Annotated in this window: 12 protein-coding genes and 1 pseudogene; 3 read left to right on the forward strand and 10 right to left on the reverse strand. The window is 41.1% G+C overall.

Annotation, left to right across the window (positions count from 1 at the left end; genetic code table 11):
* Positions 1–29: 29 nt before the first annotated feature.
* The 8 genes from HYD27_RS09370 to HYD27_RS09405 are packed head-to-tail and all read right to left on the reverse strand — an operon-like array spanning position 30 to position 9,399.
* Positions 30–986, reverse strand: coding sequence for a glycosyltransferase family 2 protein (locus HYD27_RS09370; protein WP_219214059.1), 957 nt, complete (start codon positions 984–986; stop codon positions 30–32).
* Between the two features lie 59 nt (positions 987–1,045).
* Positions 1,046–2,404 (reverse strand): sugar phosphate nucleotidyltransferase, encoded by a 1,359-nt coding sequence (locus HYD27_RS09375; protein WP_219214063.1) that lies wholly within the window; start codon positions 2,402–2,404, stop codon positions 1,046–1,048.
* Positions 2,401–3,633 carry a glycosyltransferase family 2 protein gene (locus HYD27_RS09380; protein ID WP_219214066.1) on the reverse strand — a complete coding sequence of 411 codons (1,233 nt, stop codon included), beginning with the start codon at positions 3,631–3,633 and terminating at the stop codon, positions 2,401–2,403. The genes HYD27_RS09375 and HYD27_RS09380 overlap by 4 nt, the downstream gene beginning before the upstream one ends.
* Positions 3,623–4,798 (reverse strand): glycosyltransferase family 4 protein, encoded by a 1,176-nt coding sequence (locus HYD27_RS09385; RefSeq protein WP_219214069.1) that lies wholly within the window; start codon positions 4,796–4,798, stop codon positions 3,623–3,625. Before HYD27_RS09385 ends, HYD27_RS09380 begins: the two co-directional genes overlap by 11 nt.
* Positions 4,795–6,315 (reverse strand): coiled-coil domain-containing protein, encoded by a 1,521-nt coding sequence (locus HYD27_RS09390; RefSeq protein ID WP_219214071.1) that lies wholly within the window; start codon positions 6,313–6,315, stop codon positions 4,795–4,797. The genes HYD27_RS09385 and HYD27_RS09390 overlap by 4 nt, the downstream gene beginning before the upstream one ends.
* Positions 6,312–7,238 carry a class I SAM-dependent methyltransferase gene (locus tag HYD27_RS09395; protein WP_219214075.1) on the reverse strand — a complete coding sequence of 309 codons (927 nt, stop codon included), beginning with the start codon at positions 7,236–7,238 and terminating at the stop codon, positions 6,312–6,314. The genes HYD27_RS09390 and HYD27_RS09395 overlap by 4 nt, the downstream gene beginning before the upstream one ends.
* Positions 7,235–8,569 (reverse strand): ABC transporter ATP-binding protein, encoded by a 1,335-nt coding sequence (locus HYD27_RS09400; RefSeq protein ID WP_220101562.1) that lies wholly within the window; start codon positions 8,567–8,569, stop codon positions 7,235–7,237. Before HYD27_RS09400 ends, HYD27_RS09395 begins: the two co-directional genes overlap by 4 nt.
* A 14-nt stretch (positions 8,570–8,583) precedes the next feature.
* Positions 8,584–9,399 (reverse strand): ABC transporter permease, encoded by an 816-nt coding sequence (locus HYD27_RS09405; RefSeq protein ID WP_228745062.1) that lies wholly within the window; start codon positions 9,397–9,399, stop codon positions 8,584–8,586.
* Positions 9,400–9,660: 261 nt separating this feature from the next.
* Between HYD27_RS09405 and HYD27_RS09410 the strand changes: the two are divergent.
* The 3 genes and pseudogenes from HYD27_RS09410 to HYD27_RS09420 form a co-directional block, all read left to right on the forward strand.
* Positions 9,661–10,350: pseudogene (locus tag HYD27_RS09410) on the forward strand (sugar nucleotidyltransferase); the annotation flags it as partial.
* A gap of 21 nt (positions 10,351–10,371) precedes the next feature.
* Complete coding sequence (gene rfbC, locus HYD27_RS09415) at positions 10,372–10,926, forward strand: dTDP-4-dehydrorhamnose 3,5-epimerase (RefSeq protein WP_219214078.1); 555 nt, start codon at positions 10,372–10,374, stop codon at positions 10,924–10,926.
* 176 nt (positions 10,927–11,102) lie between these two features.
* Positions 11,103–13,847, forward strand: coding sequence for an O-antigen ligase family protein (locus HYD27_RS09420; protein WP_219214082.1), 2,745 nt, complete (start codon positions 11,103–11,105; stop codon positions 13,845–13,847).
* 124 nt (positions 13,848–13,971) lie between these two features.
* Here the strand turns inward: HYD27_RS09420 and galU are convergent, their stop codons facing one another.
* Complete coding sequence (galU, locus tag HYD27_RS09425; RefSeq protein WP_219214085.1) at positions 13,972–14,877, reverse strand: UTP--glucose-1-phosphate uridylyltransferase GalU; 906 nt, start codon at positions 14,875–14,877, stop codon at positions 13,972–13,974.
* A 341-nt stretch (positions 14,878–15,218) separates the two neighbouring features.
* On the reverse strand, positions 15,219–17,738 hold the full coding sequence (locus HYD27_RS09430) for a U32 family peptidase (RefSeq protein ID WP_219214090.1): 2,520 nt from the start codon (positions 17,736–17,738) through the stop codon (positions 15,219–15,221).
* Positions 17,739–17,762: the final 24 nt, after the last annotated feature.

Genomic DNA, 17,762 nt, shown 5'->3' on the forward strand with positions numbered 1-17,762 from the left:
GGAAAGCCGAAAGCTATATGGTTCATTCTTTAAATTTTACCCGTAACATATGTGAGTTTTAAGATTATATTATCTACAAAGGATTGTCTGTAAAAGGGAAATGATCTAGTATACATTATACGATGAATCCAGTGTCTTTCAAGTTTCTCCAATAAGGTCTCAATAATTCTGATATTGTCAGAATTTAGTTTAGAATAAAAGCAGGAAATAAATTCACTGATCTGATTCTTACGTATATAAAGATTTTTACCTGCAGTGTAGTTTTGATATTTATTTTTGAGCCTTGCTTTCAATGATCCATTTTCTCCTCCTAACACATTAGCAGAGTGTTGCCTGTAAAGAATATATGGATCTTTGTCAAAAACAACTTTTCCGAAGACAGAAACACATAGATACATCCACCAATCATGCATAATGACATGATCCTGGTTCAGAGGGAGATGATTCGCAATAAGATCCAGAGTACTGCGATTTATCACAGTCGTGCAACCAACAGCCACATTTTCTACCATTGCGTTATACATAGTCAATGGCTTACGAGGAACTTTAGGCCAGGTAGCTAAAGGAGCAAGATCATTGTCAACCATCTGTGTAACAGAGCAATACATTAAGGGCTCTTCCTTATTATCATACCCTTTTTCATTCATTAAACTAATGGCTTGAAACAATTTATTTTTCTTCCACACATCGTCCTGATCGCAAAATGAAAAATAATCATAATCGATTCCCTTTTCAAATGCGTACTTTATCAATTCAAAAAAGCTACCTTTCGCTCCGAGATTTTCTCCTCTATATAAGGAGATACTCCCACGATATCTCGATTGATACCGCTGTATAATGTCCAATGTAGAATCAGCAGAACCATCATCTCTTATCAGGATTTCTATCTGAACCTCATCTTGACTCAGTAGACTATCGAGTTGTTCCTCTAAATAATCTTTTCCATTGTATGTGGAAAGCAACACTAAGACTCGAGGTTTATTCACTAAAAATACCTCCGCATTTCATGGGTTTTCACAATTTAAAATTATCTCGTCGTAAAGTCTTATAAAATTGTTTTCATTATTTCTTCCCATGTTAAAGCATATCTGTTGATATCTTCTTCAACCAGTTCACCTTGTTGGATCTCAATGATCTCTAAATCCTCATTGGCTCTAATACTATGTTTCTGTCCAGCGTTTATCTTTATAACATTTCCTTCATTTACTAGTATCAGTTGATTGTCCAATACTATTTCCCCTTCACCGCCTATGATATTCCAAGTTTCAGTTCTCTTGAGATGTTTCTGATAACTCAAACATTTACCTTTTTTTATACAGATTCTTTTTGTTAAGACTTCTTCATTTTTAGCGTTTATAGTAAAGTCCAAAACTCTAAACCATCCCCATCTACGCTCTTCATACATTGGTTTTGTTTTTATGGAACTAAGTGTATCTTTGAGATTTGGAGTCATTGAGATATCTGATACCAATATACCATCTGGACTTGCAGCTACTATTGTATTCTGTAATCCCACTAATACAATAGGTATGTCTAATTCATTTATTAAATTGACATTTGAACAATTGGAGATTTTACCTTTACCCAAAAGTTTAGAATCCATTTCTTCTACTAATGCATCCCATGTACCCAAATCTTTCCAAGCACCATTGTAGGGTACAACAAAAAGCGGATTCTCTTTTTCTAAAACTTCAAAATCAAAGCTGATTTTTTTCAGATCCTTATATTCCAAGAGGAGTTGTTCGTACTCTCTTGGAATACTACGATCCTCCATAATATCTTTTAAGTACTTTAAATTAAACGCGAATACTCCACAATTCCATAGCGCAGACTTTCCAATTAATTTTTGCGCTTCTTGTGCTGGTGGTTTTTCTACAAAATAGTCAACCTCAATTAATTCATCAAGTGTAGAAGAAACTAATGGAATAATATAACCATATTTCTCGGCTGGAGATGATGGTGTCACTCCAAGCAATGAAATGTTAGCTTTATTTCTCACCATCATATTTTCCAATTTAATTATATGAATAAAAAAATCATCCTCTACATACATATCAACTGGTAGAACAACAACAATTTCATCTTCTTGTATATTTGTTCTTGATAATAAATATGAGACAGAAAGTGCAATAGCAGGAAATGTATCCTTTCTTTCCGGTTCAATAATTAGGGGAGGACATTTCTCGATCTGAGATTGTAGCATCTCCACCTGAGACTTACTAGTTGTTATAAAAGCTGAATTTTGTAAACCTACTTTGTTTATTTGTCTCCAAACTCTTTGCACCATTGACTCATAATTAAGATCATCATTTTTCAATATCCTTAGGAATTGCTTAGATCTTGAGTCATTAGATAAAGGCCATAATCTGGTTCCAGAACCTCCAGAGAGCAAAATCAATTTCATACTACACCTCGATTATTTTTTCCTTTTTTCATGTAAAACGGTAATAATTTAATACAACCAAATATCGCCTTAACTTTAGATTTCTTCAAAGCATACTTTTGCCGCGTCGTAATTATTTCTTTCAAAACTTGAAGAGTATACCGTATGAATTGTTTAATAAATATTGAGAACGAAAAATTTTTGAATATGAATAATAATTTATTTCTATATATATGGTATACAAAAAAAGGAGACCACTCTTGGCTACTTCCTGTATGAATATGCCTTACAACCGCCGTTGGACAGAAATATAATTTAAGTCCCAGATTCTTTACACGATAAGCAAGATCAGTATCTTCATAATACATGAAAAAGCGTTCGTCAAATCCACCAACATCATTAAACAGCTTTCTATTCATCATCATTGCAGCACCACAACACGAATCCAACTCATAAACTTTATTGTATTGTTGATTATCGACTTCACAAAATCCAATATCGTACCCGTCATATCTCTCATTCAAACCAGAACCTGCGTTTTGAATAAGCGTCAGTTTACCAGAAGATATCCGGTCGTCTCCCAACTCAAGCTCTTCTGTCATGGGGAAATTTTCATCTTCAATAACCCAAAAATCGGTTTCTGAATTATTCAATTTCACATAATCAAATTTAATTTTGCAGCCTGTTTCTTTGTAGTTAATAAGTGGTAAGTAAATAGTAGTATGTCCAAAACAGGTAATTTCATTTTCACCGTATAATACGTTATTTGTAAATTTCGCATCGATTTTATATTTTTCACCGTTAATTTCTACACTTTTAGACAAAAACACTTTATCTTGCGTCTTAATATTTAATTTAATAAAGTCATAAAAGAATATTAACTTTGAGGATACTATTCCAACCTCAGAATGCGTATTGGTGAAATCACACAACTGCTTTATCCAATCTTTGGAAACAGCCGTATCATTATTTAAAAATACTATATATTCGCCTTCCGCAAATTGAACTCCATAATTATTCCCACCAGCAAAGCCCAAATTGATCTCTGATTTAATGATTTTTAAAGAGGGTAATAAATTTTGATATTTCTCTGTTAAAAAAGATACTGAATCATCATTTGAATTATTATCAACAAAAATGATTTCAAATGTAACTTCCTTATTGTCTAAGTTGATTAAAGAATTAAATAAATTTTCAATATACTTTTTCCCATTATAATTAACAATAACTATTGAAATATTATAAGGCATTGAATATCTCCTCATTATGTTTATAGAAATTTTCAACTGAGAAAAACTCCGCACGCTCTATAGCTTGCAAAGCTAATATTTCACGTTTGTTGGAGTCGGAAATTAATTCAAGGGAATATTCCAGGAGTTCCTCCCTACTATTCCATAAGAACCCGTCTTTTCGATGATTCACTATCTCTGTTTGTCCACCTTTGTTAATGACGATTGGGACAACACCATTACTCATTGCCTCAACTGTAGTAATTCCAAAATGTTCCATTTTATCTGGAAACATGTCACTTTCTTCATCTAGTCCTGTTGCATGCCAAAATAATTTTGCTTTACTGTATAACTCATCAACTTCAACTAATGGTATATTTATATGAAGGTGTACAGGATAATCTTTAATCTTATTTTTAATACTTTTAACATAATCTACATCATGCGGATTGTTAGATAGTGCGCCGACTAAGTGTAATTCCCACCCCTCAAACATTGTATGATTGGCAATGAAAAAATCCACTAATGTGTCTTGTTTTTTATTATGCGCACCAACAAAAAACCTTCCAACTGACAAAATAACATTTTCCTTCTTCGATAAATCAGCTTTAACCATTTCAGTTTCTGAAAAAACTGGTGGATATATTGGTTTGTTCTTTTTACCAGTGTCCCAATAATGTTGCTGCCAATGATTCGTAAATAATGAGTTGGTAATAAAATAATCGTAACTATTCTTGAATTGAAAATCTAAAGAACTACCAATTATATTCTGTGGAAATTTACTGAACTTATATTTTTGAGGAGGAAACATACAGAAATAAATGTTTTTTTCGGCTTTCCCCACATGTTTACTAAGGAACATGAAATTAATGAACAAATCATATTTCTTTGTAATCCTTTCAATATACCGTTTATTTTTATAATGGCTAGTCAGTGTGTTAGCCGGAGGTAGATCCATTTTCAATATTTTTGTCTTCTCCAATCTAATGCCGAACCTTTCTTCTAAATCATTAATTGTAGGATAATCAATGGAATGTATATTCACATTATTATAGTTATGAACCATAATGTCTATGGTGACATCCTCATAGTAAGATTCTATGAATTTGCAAAGATACCCCATATGTTTTTCCCCGCCTCCTAATGTAGGTAAATACGGGTTTAAGACAAGCACTCGTTTAGTCAATGATTTCCTTCCTCTCCAAGACCTTTATAAATCTGATTTAATAAGTTCTCATTTTGATGTTTCAGTTGATGGAATTCTTTTTGAATACTTTCATATACATCTACTAACTCTTTATTTTTAACCGTATTTTCATGATTTTGTCGTGCTAAATGTTTGTTTTGCAGGTCAACATTATGATATCTATCTAATATTTCAGTTAAATGAGTCTTCAAATGATTAATTTCCAGCTGATCCGATAATTTACTTTTTCCAACCTGCTCCAGTTTAAGTTCCATTTCTTGTAATCTGCTTTGTAGATCCATAATTTCTTCATTTTTCTTAAGAACGAGTTTCGACTGATATTCTTCTATCCTAACTTCATTAGACTTTTCAAGCTCTTGACTTTTGCCAAAATATTCGATGCCTATAATTTTCTTTACAACAGTTCCTCTCCAAGTCCCTTCAATCCTTCTTATTTCCTCAAGAATACTGGAAATATGAACATCCGCAGTTAGTAATGAGTTACTTAAAATATCTATTTCATTCTTTGCTTGATGTATAGAGCTTATAAGATTGCTGTTAACTTCTTCTAAATTTTTAACTTTATTTCTGAATTCTTCAGATTGAAATTGAGCATGTATGAGCTTCGAGTTAATTTCATTTTGTTGTTGCTTAACAAAATCAATTTCTCTCTTTAGTTCTTCGTTTTTCATTAAAGTATCTGATAATGACGCTTCGTTTCTCTCTATACTAACAAGATACTCATTAGCTTGATTTTTTAATTCAGACAAATTGATAGTTTGCCGACGATATTGACTGCCTATTTCGTATTCGCGATTTCCTAAAACATACGTTTGAAAGCCTCTCTCCATTTTTTGATATTGCTCAATATTTGAAATTTTTAATTCACTAAAAACTTCCTCAATCTTCAAGAACCCTCTCAAATAATTGCCATACTTCCAAAACAATCGACTAACACTCCGGAAAATAATATAATCCATTGGAGTATTTGCAATTAAAATCCATTCAAAATCAATAATTACCTTATTAGAATTAGATTTATTTACTAAAATATTATCAAAGGTGAGATCTACGTTTGTTTCTGAAAAACACTCAACATTCTCTAATTCAGGTTGAAATTTAAAAACCTTTAGGAATTCATTATCTGCTTGAAATTTTGGAATTACATTTGTTCCAAATGATTTTAAAAGATCAATATATTCTCTCAGATATTTAAAAAAACGATTCATATCATGAGATCTTATTGATGACAGTAACAATCCATCCAATGTATTTCCTTCAATAAATTCAAAACGAAGTTTATCTTCCCCCAGTTTAGTTGTTCTGACAAATTCCACATTCTGATACTTCGAATGCAATAAAGTATAATTGTTATATATATTTTGAATATGAGCATACGCCTCTTTATTTAAAGCCTGTTTTTCCACATAGATAATTCCTTGATCCTTAAGGATACTAGTTTTTATTTGAAAACAAGGAAGTCTATTTCGACTAAATTTAGAATATAAGATTTTCATACTGGGTACTCCTCACAATTTTTACAAAACACTAAAAATGAATTGGCGAAAAAGTCAAATTGCGCATTTTCAATAATATTGTTAAATGCTAAATATTCTTGAAAAGTTGTCACTTGATCGGAATCAAAACTGTGAAATTCTTTATCTAAGTCACCAAAACCGGGAAGGTACTCGTCAGAAAATATTTGTGTTGGGATTTTATAATCTGGCATTGGGTAATAAAACTCATTTTCCATAAATCCCGCTTCTTTTATTAATTTCTTCAGTTCATTTTTACTGAATGTTTTAATCCCTTTGTCATCTACATAACCTTCAATACCCTCAAAACTTATTCCTGTATGATCTTCTTTTTTTCCAGCCCAATATTTAAGACCGAATTTGTTTTCAATAGCTATAATTAGTTCTCCGCCAGGCTTTAAATATTTTTTTATATTCTTGATAAACTGTAAATATGGATCATGAGCTTTTGTGAATTTCCCTGCATATTCCAGTACACCTATTAAAGTGATATAATCAAATTTTTGCTCGAATATCATATTTTCCATATTACCAACGATAATTTCAAGATTATCCCGCTCACTATTTCGATGAGCATTTATTTCAGCTCTTTTCTTAGACAGTTCTACAGCAACTACTTTTTTGTTTTTTTCACATAATACTCCAGTTATTCCACCACAACCCGCACCTACCTCTAAAAGTGTACTTTCAGTTTTAAAAGGAAACCATTCCAGTAAGTTGTATCGATAGGGAGTTAAGTGGTATAGTATTGGCCATCTGTGGTCACTAATAAGAACATTATTAATCTCACTCTTACCCTTTTTGACTATAGAGAGCAATTCATCTTCAATTTCTCCGTCACTATATTCATCTTGCCCTGTATAAAAATCCAGGTTCAGATATACATTTCCAATCTTTTCTTTCATAACATGACCCTCAATTTTTCATTTTTATAAACCTCAACTGATGATTCAACATCATATACTCCAACAATATTCTTGAAAATAGATGCTTCAAAAGAGAGAACATCATATAATCTGTGATAAACTACTAGCTCTTCATTATGGAAACCTGTACAACCTAGCGAAAGAGTGTAGAATCCACTTTGTAATTTAAAACTTTGGGTAAAGGCTATTGTTACAATTTCACCCGGGTTAATTGGTGACATTATAACATTCTCATACATTGTATTTGTACCGCAAAGTTCATTGCCTTTTAAATCTTTAATTGTAAAAGCAAAAATCGGTTCACTGATATATTCGTTAAAAACGACCCTCATTTTAATTACAACGGGCTCTTCACTAATAATCTTAGATGAAGGATAATTATCCGAATCAAATATTCCAAAATCAATTATTTCAGCGTTTTTATCTCCATATTCTAATAATGTCTTATTCAGAGAAAAGTTGCTTTTCCATTCTCCTTCTTCAGACAATTTTGTATTTTTGTTAATCTTCATTTCTTCACTTATATCATATAAGTTAACTAAAATCTTTTTATATACATCAACCATCTCTTTTGCTGTACCCTCGGCTACATTTTCACCATTGTGTATTACTACAGCCCTGGTGCAGTATTTTAGAATAGTGTCCATTGAATGAGTAACAAAAATTATTGTTTTCCCTTGCTCAATAAATTCGTTAATCTTTCTGAAGCACTTAGTCTGAAATGCAACATCCCCAACAGACAATGCCTCGTCGATAATCAAAATATCCGGATCAACATTAATAGCTACTGCAAATGCCAATCGAGCAAACATTCCGCTCGAATAAGTTTTAACAGGCTGATTGATAAAGTCATTAATGTCTGCGAAGCTTAAGATTGATTCCAAACGATTATTCATATTTTCTCTAGAAAAACCCATAATATGACCGTTGAAGTATATATTCTCTAACCCAGTTAGCTCAGGATTAAAACCTGCTCCAAGTTCTAATAACGCCGCAACTTTTCCATTTACACTGACTTTCCCACTTGATGGGCTGAGAACTCCAGTTATTATTTTCAATGCAGTTGATTTGCCAGCACCATTTTTCCCCAAGACGCCAATACACTCCCCCTTATAAATATTTAAAGAAAGATTTCTCAAAGCATAAAAATCTTTATGTCGTTTAGCTTTCCCTGGGATGATTGCTTCCTTTAAACGATCTGAATTACTCTCATATAGTTTATAAACTTTTGAGACAGAGTCTATTTTAATAGCAACTTCTTTTCCTTCATATATGGAGTTATTGTTATCCTGTGCATTGATATTGTTCATTGTTTACCTCCCTATTATAAAACATCGGCGAAATGAGGACGAAGTCTTTTAAATAATAAGCGCCCTATAAAAAGGATAACTAGAGCAATTATCCAAAAATATATTGATATTTGTGGGCGTTCCCAAAACCAGAAATGATAAATAAAAATCCCTCTATAGCCTTCTGTAATATAGTAAAGTGGATTCAATTTAATTAGAAATTCAAATTTCTCGGGTAATGCTGTATATGAATAAAAAATTGGAGTTAACCAGAACCCGAACTGCAACAACATAGATATTAATTGACCTATGTCCTTCAAAAACACCACTAAAGAAGAGGTTATCCAAGATAAACCTAAAAGTAATACAAACAAACAAACTAAATAGTATGGTATCTGTAAATAATAAATATCTGGATAATACTCATAAATGGAGAAAAGAGCAAATAAAAATAATATAAAAAAGAAATGTATCAATAATGATGAATAAATCTTAATCATTGGTAAAATTTCCACTTTGAACAGAACTTTTTTAACTAAAAAACTTGTTTCTACTATTGCATTCGTCGCTGATTGTAACGCCTCCGAAAAAAAATTCCATGGAATCATAGCAGCTGCAAGCCACAAAATAAATGGAACATCGTCTACAGGCTGACTTTTAAGCCCAAATTGAAAAACAAACCAAAAGATCAAAAGATTAATAGTGGGTTGAATGAATGCCCAAGCAATACCGAGATAAGATCCTGCATATTTCCTTTTGAAATCATCCTTCGACATTTGAATAATGAATTTTTGCTGTTTAATAAAAGATCGAAACCAAATTTTGAACATTTGTTTTTTTCCAACTTTCATTTATTTATTCTTATCAATCTTAAAAAAACTTAAAAGAAAATTATATATAAATACCAGAAAGTAAAATAATGGAAATCAGCTTATTTAGCAGTCGAATTTAGTATACGGCAAAAAAACCTTTCAGTCGAGACATGCCTTCCCCTTCAGATTTTTATGATATAGTACTATTGTATTTTTATTATTGACAGACTATCAAGTGGGATTATTTAACGAAAAGGAAGTGCTCAAGCGTTTTTTATTTATCAATTTACGAAACATACTTTATTTAGGGAGAGTTCGCAATTTGGAATATCGCTTCAGTACACTGTGCAACCCTATCCGGATGGATTAGCTCAAGCATTCATTTTAGGCGAATCATTCATTGGTGATGATGCGGTTGCCATGATTCTCGGAGACAATATCTATTATGGAAACGGAATTCGTAAAATCTTGAATCGCGCTTCCACCAAGGAGCAAGGAGCAACTGTATTCGGGTATCATGTTCAGGATCCCGAGCGTTTTGGTGTAGTTGAATTTAATGATGAAGGTAGAGTACTTAGTGTGGAGGAAAAGCCTCAGCATCCGAAGTCAAATTACGCCATTACTGGATTATATTTTTATGATAACCGTGTTGTGGAGATTGCCAAGAAAGTTAAACCTTCTTCACGTGGAGAGCTGGAGATTACTACCATTAACGAGGAATACCTGAAAATGGGGGAACTGGATGTTGAGCTTCTTGGCCGGGGATTTACATGGCTAGATACAGGAACTCACCAAAGTCTAGTTGACGCTACTAACTTTGTAAGAACGATAGAAGATCATCAGGGGATTAAAATTGCAGCCCCAGAGGAAATTGCATATATTAATGGATGGATTACTAAAGAGCTTTTGTGGGAATGTGGGCAAAAATTAAGTAAAACCGGATATGGGCAATACCTCATGAAAGTGGCAACCGGAAAAATACAATATTAAATAACAGAAAGTGTGGAGAAGATGAAATTCACAGAAACAGCGTTGAAGGATGTATGGGTTGTAGAGCCTCAAGTCTTTGGCGATCACCGCGGCTGGTTCATGGAGACTTACAGTACGAGCAAATTTAAAAACCACGGAATCTCACTGGACTTTGTTCAGGATAATCAATCCTTCTCAGCAACCAAAGGAACACTGCGCGGCCTTCACTATCAGTTAAACCCTAAAGCACAAAGCAAGCTGGTGCGTTGCACACAAGGCTCTATTTTTGATGTAGCTGTCGATATTCGGAAGGGTAGCCCTAACTACGGGCAATGGTTTGGTATTAAATTATCTGCGGAAAATAAAAAGCAATTACTAATTCCAAAAGGTTTTGCTCATGGCTTTATGACTTTGGTTGAAGATGTCGAAGTTCAATATAAGTGCGATGAGCTGTATGCGCCTAATTGTGATGGAGGAATACTGTGGAATGATCCATCGATAGGAATTAAATGGCCTATTGATGTTGTGCCAGTGTTATCGGCTAAAGATGAGACAGCTCCGCTTTTAAAGGATGCAAATTTGAATTTCACATATTGATTACAATGAAATTGGCCTAAGAATTATTGTTCCAATTGGAACGATAGGTTCTTAGGCCAAATATATTTACGAGCTACTTATTAGCTTCCCTACATATTACCTACAGTTAGAAAGTGGTCGGAGATCTATGTATATGTTAAAATATCCACGTACCTACAGGAAAAGGAGATTAAAACGTGTCGAAACCAGTATACGGTAAAAATGCAGCTCAGTCGAGAAATGTAGAAAAGATATCCGGCCCGGTGTGGGCGTTGGTTGTTGCTTTCATTGTTTTCTTGGTTTGGACCCCGTTTCAGGTTGGTTTGTTTAATGGCCAGCAGATTGATTTTGAGAAGCCTTTGTATGTGTCTGCACTGCTCAGCGGCTTGATGCTGCTGGTCTGGATGGGCTTGTACTATAAGAAGTTCAAGCTGGAGGAACAGCGCGATTTGGTGGTTGCGGCTTCGATTCTGCTGCCTGTCACTTATGCTCTGTCGCTGTTTGTCGCTGTTTCGCATTATATGGCGATGAATATTCTCTTTGTTCAGAGTATGTACATCGCAATATTCATTATAGCGTTATATCTCTTGAAGCAAAAGCAACTAAATGTTGTCATTCAAAATGCTATATTGGCGATTTCTTATTTTATTGTGGGTTTCGGGCTGCTGAACTGGCTGGGCAGCTGGAAACTGGCCGGCGGGCTGGTGGGCTGGTTCTCTAACACCGTACGCGGCGGCAAATATCTGGATGCGGTCATGACGGACTCCAACGGCCTGCGTCTGACCTCGATTTTTCAGTATGCGAATACGTATGCCGCCTTCCTGATGGCCTTCTTGTTTGTGGCTGTCTTCGCACTGGTCCGCTCTAAAAAATGGTACGGGACGCTGACTCACGGCTTTATGCTCGTTCCAATTATTGTGTCCCTGCTGCTGACCCTGTCACGCGGCGGACTTGTCATGCTGCCTGTTGTGTTCATCGTGCTGCTGCTGTTCCTGAAGCCAGCACAGCAGATTCTATGGATCATCCAGCTTGGTATTGCCGGTATCGGGTCGCTGGCTGTCACTAGCCCCCTGACCAATCTGGGAACTGAGCTGAACGCCGCCTTCACTTCCTCCGCTGCACTCAAAGGCTGGGCATACCTGCTCGGGGCTTCCGCCGTTGTTGCCGTGCTGGGGTGGCTTGTACAGCGCTTTGTAGCGCCTTGGCTGCAAAAGAAGCTCGGCAGCTGGGAAACACGGAAGCTTGCAGGACTATGGCTCCCCCTGCTCTCTGTGGTGCTGGTAGGAATCATTGCCTTCCTGCTGATTGGAACAAGCGTCCGCAGCATACTGCCTGCCAATATGGAGACGCGTCTGGAGAACATCAACTTCCAGCAGCACAGTGTATTGGAGCGTATTACTTTTTATAAAGATGCCATGAAGGTGATCAAAGATTATCCGATTCTTGGCGCCGGGGGCGGAGGCTGGACCTCACTCTACGAGCAATACCAGAACAACCCTTATACCAGCCGCCAGGTGCATAACTTCTTCCTGCAGTATTTGATTGAGGTCGGCATTGTCGGATTTATTGTGTTCATGGGCTTTATCGGCTACATCTTCTATAAATATATCCGAGCGTATCTGAAACGTGAGAAGGACGAATTCCATAATGGATTCTTTTTCTTCATCATTGCATTATCGATTCTTCTGCACAGCTTGCTGGATTTCAACCTTAGTTATGCGTTTATGGGCATCCTCGTCTTCGTCGGTCTCGCCGGAATCGGTGTAGCGATGGACAGCAGACCGCTGCGCCGTAACTGGAACACCCCTGGCCTTCGCTTCGGTTATCTTGCGGTGCTTGCGATTGGCACGGCCTTCATGCTGTTCCTGTCGATCAGCGCGATCAGCTCCGGCAGCGCCGCTGTGAAGGCCAAGCAGCTGATGGGTGTGAGCCAATCCTATGAAGAGCTTAAGGCGCCTCTGATAGACACCTTAAAGGACCGTCCTTACCATCCTGAGGCGGCGGCGTATCTCTCTGCTATGGATCAGCAGGTATATGGACAGACCCAAGATGAGCAGTACCTGGAAGAAGCTTACAGTGTATTGACCCGCGCGCTCAAGGATGAGCCTTACAATAAAAATCTTTTGAAGCAGCTGGCAAGTTATTACGATCTGAAAAACCAAAGCGAGCTCGCCTTCGCCCTCTATCGTGATAATGCAGCTAAGTTCAACTGGGATATCGATTGGTACGATGCTCTGATCAGCCGTTCCGTCGCTCTGGCCAATGCAGCAATCACACAAAATGACGATGCCAAGAAGCAGGAGTACCTGACGACTGGTCTGGATGCATTCAAACATGTGGCAGACGGTGTAGAGCATCTGAAAACATTGCCTCCTGAACAGCTGCAAGGCCGTCCTTTCTCGGTAACGCCAACGATTGCGCTGAATGCCGCCAAATTGCAGCAGCTGTCGGGACAAGAAGATGATATAGTTGCAACCCTGCAGCTTGGACTAGGTGACAATTATGCCGATGTCTTGAGCAGTGGAACCCTGTGGGATGCGGAGTGGTACAGTGCGTTCATTGCCCGCTCGTATGAGCTGGCCCAGCAGGCTTTCTCGAACCAGGATGCCGACGGTAAGACTGCATATCTTAATGTCGGCCTTAACGCCTATAACCAGCTGCTCGCAGATCTGCAGGGACAGTCATCCCTTCCACCGGCGATTGCGCTGAACGCAGGCAGAATCCAGCTGATGGCCGGTCAGGTCCAGGCTGCGGCGGAGACCTTGAAGTTTGGGCTAAGCGAGGATTATAATGATGCCGCTAACCGCGAGATTGCCCGTTGGTACCTGGCGGCCTTGAAGAAGGCTAACCTCGCTCAAGACCAGACGGTTTATGACAAGCTGATTGCAGCAGACCCTGCCGAAGCCGCCCAGATTGATGCCATTGCGGCTACACAGTACTGAATCATTGCGATTATAAGCAAAACGGAGCTGTCCTTTATTAAAGGATGGCTCCGTTTTTGTGAAACGATAAGAGGACAGGTACAGTCATAGAGCGCTCCGCTTACCGGTTTCAGTGAAGCGCTCTTTATTCGACAACAATTGGATGGGGGGCCGCCTTCTCCACCTCGCTGTCGATCACCTCTTTGAGGTATTCCAGCAGGCCCTCCTTGAGCTCCTCATGCTGAAGCGCATAGTGGATGGTCGTCTGAATAAAGCCCATTTTCTCGCCGACGTCATGGCGTTTGCCTTCGAAGTCATAAGCAATAATTCGTTCAACCTCGCTTAATCGGGAGATCGCATCCGTAAGCTGGATTTCTCCGCCGACGCCTACCTGCTGTTCGCCGAGCATGTCAAAAATACGCGGAGTCAGGATATACCGTCCCAGAATGGCAAGGTTGGAAGGCGCGTCCTCCCGCTTCGGCTTCTCCACCAGCCGGTTGGCCTTATAGACCCGGTCGGCCAATACCGAACCATCCACCAGCCCGTAACGGGAAACCTCTTCCCAGGGCACCTGCTGAACTCCGACAATGGACGACTTGTATTGCTCGTAAATTTCAATCATCTGCTTAAGGCAAGGCTTGTCCGCTTCTACGATGTCGTCTCCGAGCAGAACGGCAAACGGCTCATTGCCGATAAATTTGCGGGCACACCAGATGGCATGTCCGAGGCCTCTCGGTTCTTTTTGGCGGATATAGTGGATGTCGGCCATTTCCGAGGATTTGCGTACAGACTCCAGCAGCTCCCACTTCTGTTTCTCCGCCAGATTGAACTCCAGCTCGAAAGAATTGTCGAAATGGTCTTCGATCGCCCGTTTGCCCTTCCCCGTTACGATGATGATATCCTCGATCCCCGAAGCGACCGCTTCTTCCACAATATACTGGATGGTTGGCTTGTCTACGATCGGCAGCATTTCTTTGGGCATAGCTTTGGTAGCGGGCAGAAATCGGGTCCCAAGACCGGCGGCGGGAATAATGGCTTTACGGATCTTCATGACATGGCTCCTTCTATAATCTTCTTCTCATTTCCGGATCAGCAATTGTAATAGGAAAATGGCATATTTATTTTAATTATAGCAGTTATGGGCGATTTTTGGCAGAGCGCTTCTTCCGGAATTGCAATAATCTGCAAGACTTGCATGTACAGTTCCAGTGAGGATTGAAGGATAATGATAGCGAGACAGCTATATTGCAAAAAGGGCCAATGTGCCGGGGGCTTGTCTGCAAGGCCCTCCAGGCACACTGGCCATGGACAGAAATTCAGCAGCGATAGTGCCAGTGCCGGCGAAATTCCAATGGCAAAAACGGCAAGGCGCCGCTGTGCAATAGTTTCAGGCTACTTCGCGTTAACCAGCTGTCCGCGGGTTACCCCAAGCTGGTTGGTTGCCTTCAGGCTTTTCCATACCTGCGTGCCGGAAATCTCCCCGCGCAGCGCACGGCTGTAGAGGCTGATAACCTCAGCGACCTGCTCCGGCGTTTCTTCCAGAAACTCGACCCGGAAAGAGGAAACCCCAAGCTCGCGGAAATTGTTCAGGTATTCCGCACCGGACTGCTCTACGGCGTTGTACACGGTGTTGCGGCAGCCTTCGTCTACGCGGACGGGATGAGCCATGCCGATCCGGTCCTGAAGGGAAGCACGCTGCTCCTCGCAGGGGCGTCCGCAGTTCGTGTAGTCGGTGCCTTCGCTCATGAAGGTGCAGTACACACAGTGCTCCGTGTGGAACATCGGCAAATGCTGGTGGATCACGACCTCCATACGCGAGGTATCACTGTGTTCCAGCAGGTCTACCATCTGCTGGATGTTCAGGTCATAGGACGGCGTTACGGCATCGCAGCCCGCATTCAGGAACAGGTCCACCGCTTTGTGATTGGCGATATTCAGCGAGAAATCGCCGATCAGGCGCGGATGCACGGCATCCGGCTGCTCCATGCGGCGCTTCAGATAGTAATAGAGCGCGCCTGTATTGCGTACCAGGACCGCATCCGGCTGCAACCGCAGGATATTGGCATGGTACCCGTTCTCGCCGGGCATATGGATGCGCGGCGTGGCCAGCGCAATGCTGGCCCCCGCAGCCCGTACAGCGTCCACCGCTGCCGGGAACTGCTTGATGAACTCGAAATCGGCGTAAATACTCGTTACGCCGGCTTCGAGCGCAGCCTGCACCTGCGGCAGGCTGCGGCACAGCGCGGTAAGCTCCGCTTCACCGCGCAGGCCCGCGGCGCCCCTGCGGGAGGCGCCGCTGTAGACCTCCACCTCCCGTTTCACGTACACGGGAGGCTTCGGGCGCTCGCCCGCAAGCAGCTCCACCGCGCGGCGGCGGATGCTGTTCAACTCGCGCATAGGCACGATCACGCCGCCTTCCAGGTGCGGCTCCAATGCCTCCAGTTGGAACACGGTCCCGCCCAGGCGGCCGAATTGCTCTTCCAGCAGGGCGGCATCCATCGGACGCTTCTGCGCGGCTTCCAGCAGAAGCTCCGAGTCCACACGGACGGTGACGTTCTTCTGAACGTCCGTCCACCAGGTGGCCAGGGGCGCGCCTGCGCGCCCCTCCACCTTCACATGCACCGGGAAGACCCGGTAGGGCTTCCCGGTCTCATAGGTCTGACGCAGCGCCTTGTCGAGCGCCGGGTCATTCGTCTTCCAGATGCGGTCGCCCACATGCAAACGGCGCAGATCCACATCGCTCCGGCCAGGCACGATATCGATGATCCAGCCTTCCCCGGCTTCGCCCTCCAGCTTCACGCCTTTGCGGCGCAGATCGTAGACACGGCCTCCTTCTTCTTTCTTCGCCGGATCACCGGCGTCAAACACGATGCCGTCCCCGCGCTTCAGCGGAGCATGAATGCGGCAAACTACACCATCGCGCAGAATTTGTTCAACGGTCCCCATGTACACACCCCGGCTTTTCGGGAAAGTGCCGTCCACCAGCTTTTTGTTATTCGTTCCTTCGAGGAACCCATGTGTGAAGCCGCGGGAGAAGCTCTGCTGCAGCTCACGGATGTCTTCCCTGGAGGCAGGTGACCAATTCCCCTCAAAATACCGGTCAATCGCCTTGCGGTACTTGCCCACCACGTTCGCCACATACTCCGGGCTTTTGAGACGGCCCTCAATTTTGAAGGAGGTTACTCCTGCTTCGATCAGCTCCGGCATGAGATCAATTGCCGCCAGATCCTTAGGCGACAGCAGATAGGTTACATCGCCCATCGGCTTAATCTCGCCATCCACCATCAGGTCATACGGCAGACGGCAGGCCTGCGCACATTCACCGCGGTTGGCGGAGCGTCCGCCCCACATTTCCGAAGTCAGACACTGGCCTGAATAGGAGACGCACAGCGCGCCATGCACAAAAACCTCCATCGGCAGGCGGGCCTGCTCCCCAATGGTGCGGATTTGCTTCAGGTTATTCTCGCGGCCAAGCACTACGCGCTCCAGCCCCCAGGGCTTCGTAAATTCCACCGCCTCCGGCGATGTGATCGTCATTTGCGTGGAACCGTGGATCGGGAAGTCCGGGGAGATCTCGCGGATCATTTTGACCAGCCCCAAATCCTGTACAATCACCGCGTCCACACCTGCATCCGCACAAGCGCCGATCAGTTCCTTGGCATCAGACAGCTCATTCTCAAACACCAATATATTAAAGGTCAGGAACCCCTTCACGCCGTAGCTGTGCAGAAATGCCATAATCTCCGGCAGCTCGTCCATGCGGAAGTTGTTCGCTCTCGCCCGTGCATTAAACTTCTCTACGCCAAAAAAGACAGCGTCCGCCCCGTTCGCCACCGCCGCACGCATGCAGTCCCAGTCGCCCGCCGGTGCCAGCAGCTCCACGTCTTCCCTGCGTATTCCTTGCTCGTTCATTTATATCCTCCCAAACCGCCTTGC

It is taken from the genome of Paenibacillus sp. S150 (genome assembly GCF_019352175.1).
Taxonomy (GTDB): Bacteria; Bacillota; Bacilli; order Paenibacillales; family Paenibacillaceae; genus Paenibacillus_AQ.

Excerpts from the sequence above, each read along its gene's own strand:
- HYD27_RS09375 (WP_219214063.1), bottom strand. The coding sequence starts at position 2,404 with ATGAAATTGATTTTGCTCTCTGGAGGTTCTGGAACCAGATTATGGCCT.
- HYD27_RS09380 (WP_219214066.1), bottom strand. The coding sequence starts at position 3,633 with ATGCCTTATAATATTTCAATAGTTATTGTTAATTATAATGGGAAAAAG.
- HYD27_RS09390 (WP_219214071.1), bottom strand. The coding sequence starts at position 6,315 with ATGAAAATCTTATATTCTAAATTTAGTCGAAATAGACTTCCTTGTTTT.
- HYD27_RS09395 (WP_219214075.1), bottom strand. The coding sequence starts at position 7,238 with ATGAAAGAAAAGATTGGAAATGTATATCTGAACCTGGATTTTTATACA.
- HYD27_RS09400 (WP_220101562.1), bottom strand. The coding sequence starts at position 8,569 with ATGAACAATATCAATGCACAGGATAACAATAACTCCATATATGAAGGA.
- HYD27_RS09405 (WP_228745062.1), bottom strand. The coding sequence starts at position 9,399 with ATGAAAGTTGGAAAAAAACAAATGTTCAAAATTTGGTTTCGATCTTTT.
- rfbC (WP_219214078.1), top strand. The coding sequence starts at position 10,372 with ATGAAATTCACAGAAACAGCGTTGAAGGATGTATGGGTTGTAGAGCCT.
- galU (WP_219214085.1), bottom strand. The coding sequence starts at position 14,877 with ATGAAGATCCGTAAAGCCATTATTCCCGCCGCCGGTCTTGGGACCCGA.
- HYD27_RS09430 (WP_219214090.1), bottom strand. The coding sequence starts at position 17,738 with ATGAACGAGCAAGGAATACGCAGGGAAGACGTGGAGCTGCTGGCACCG.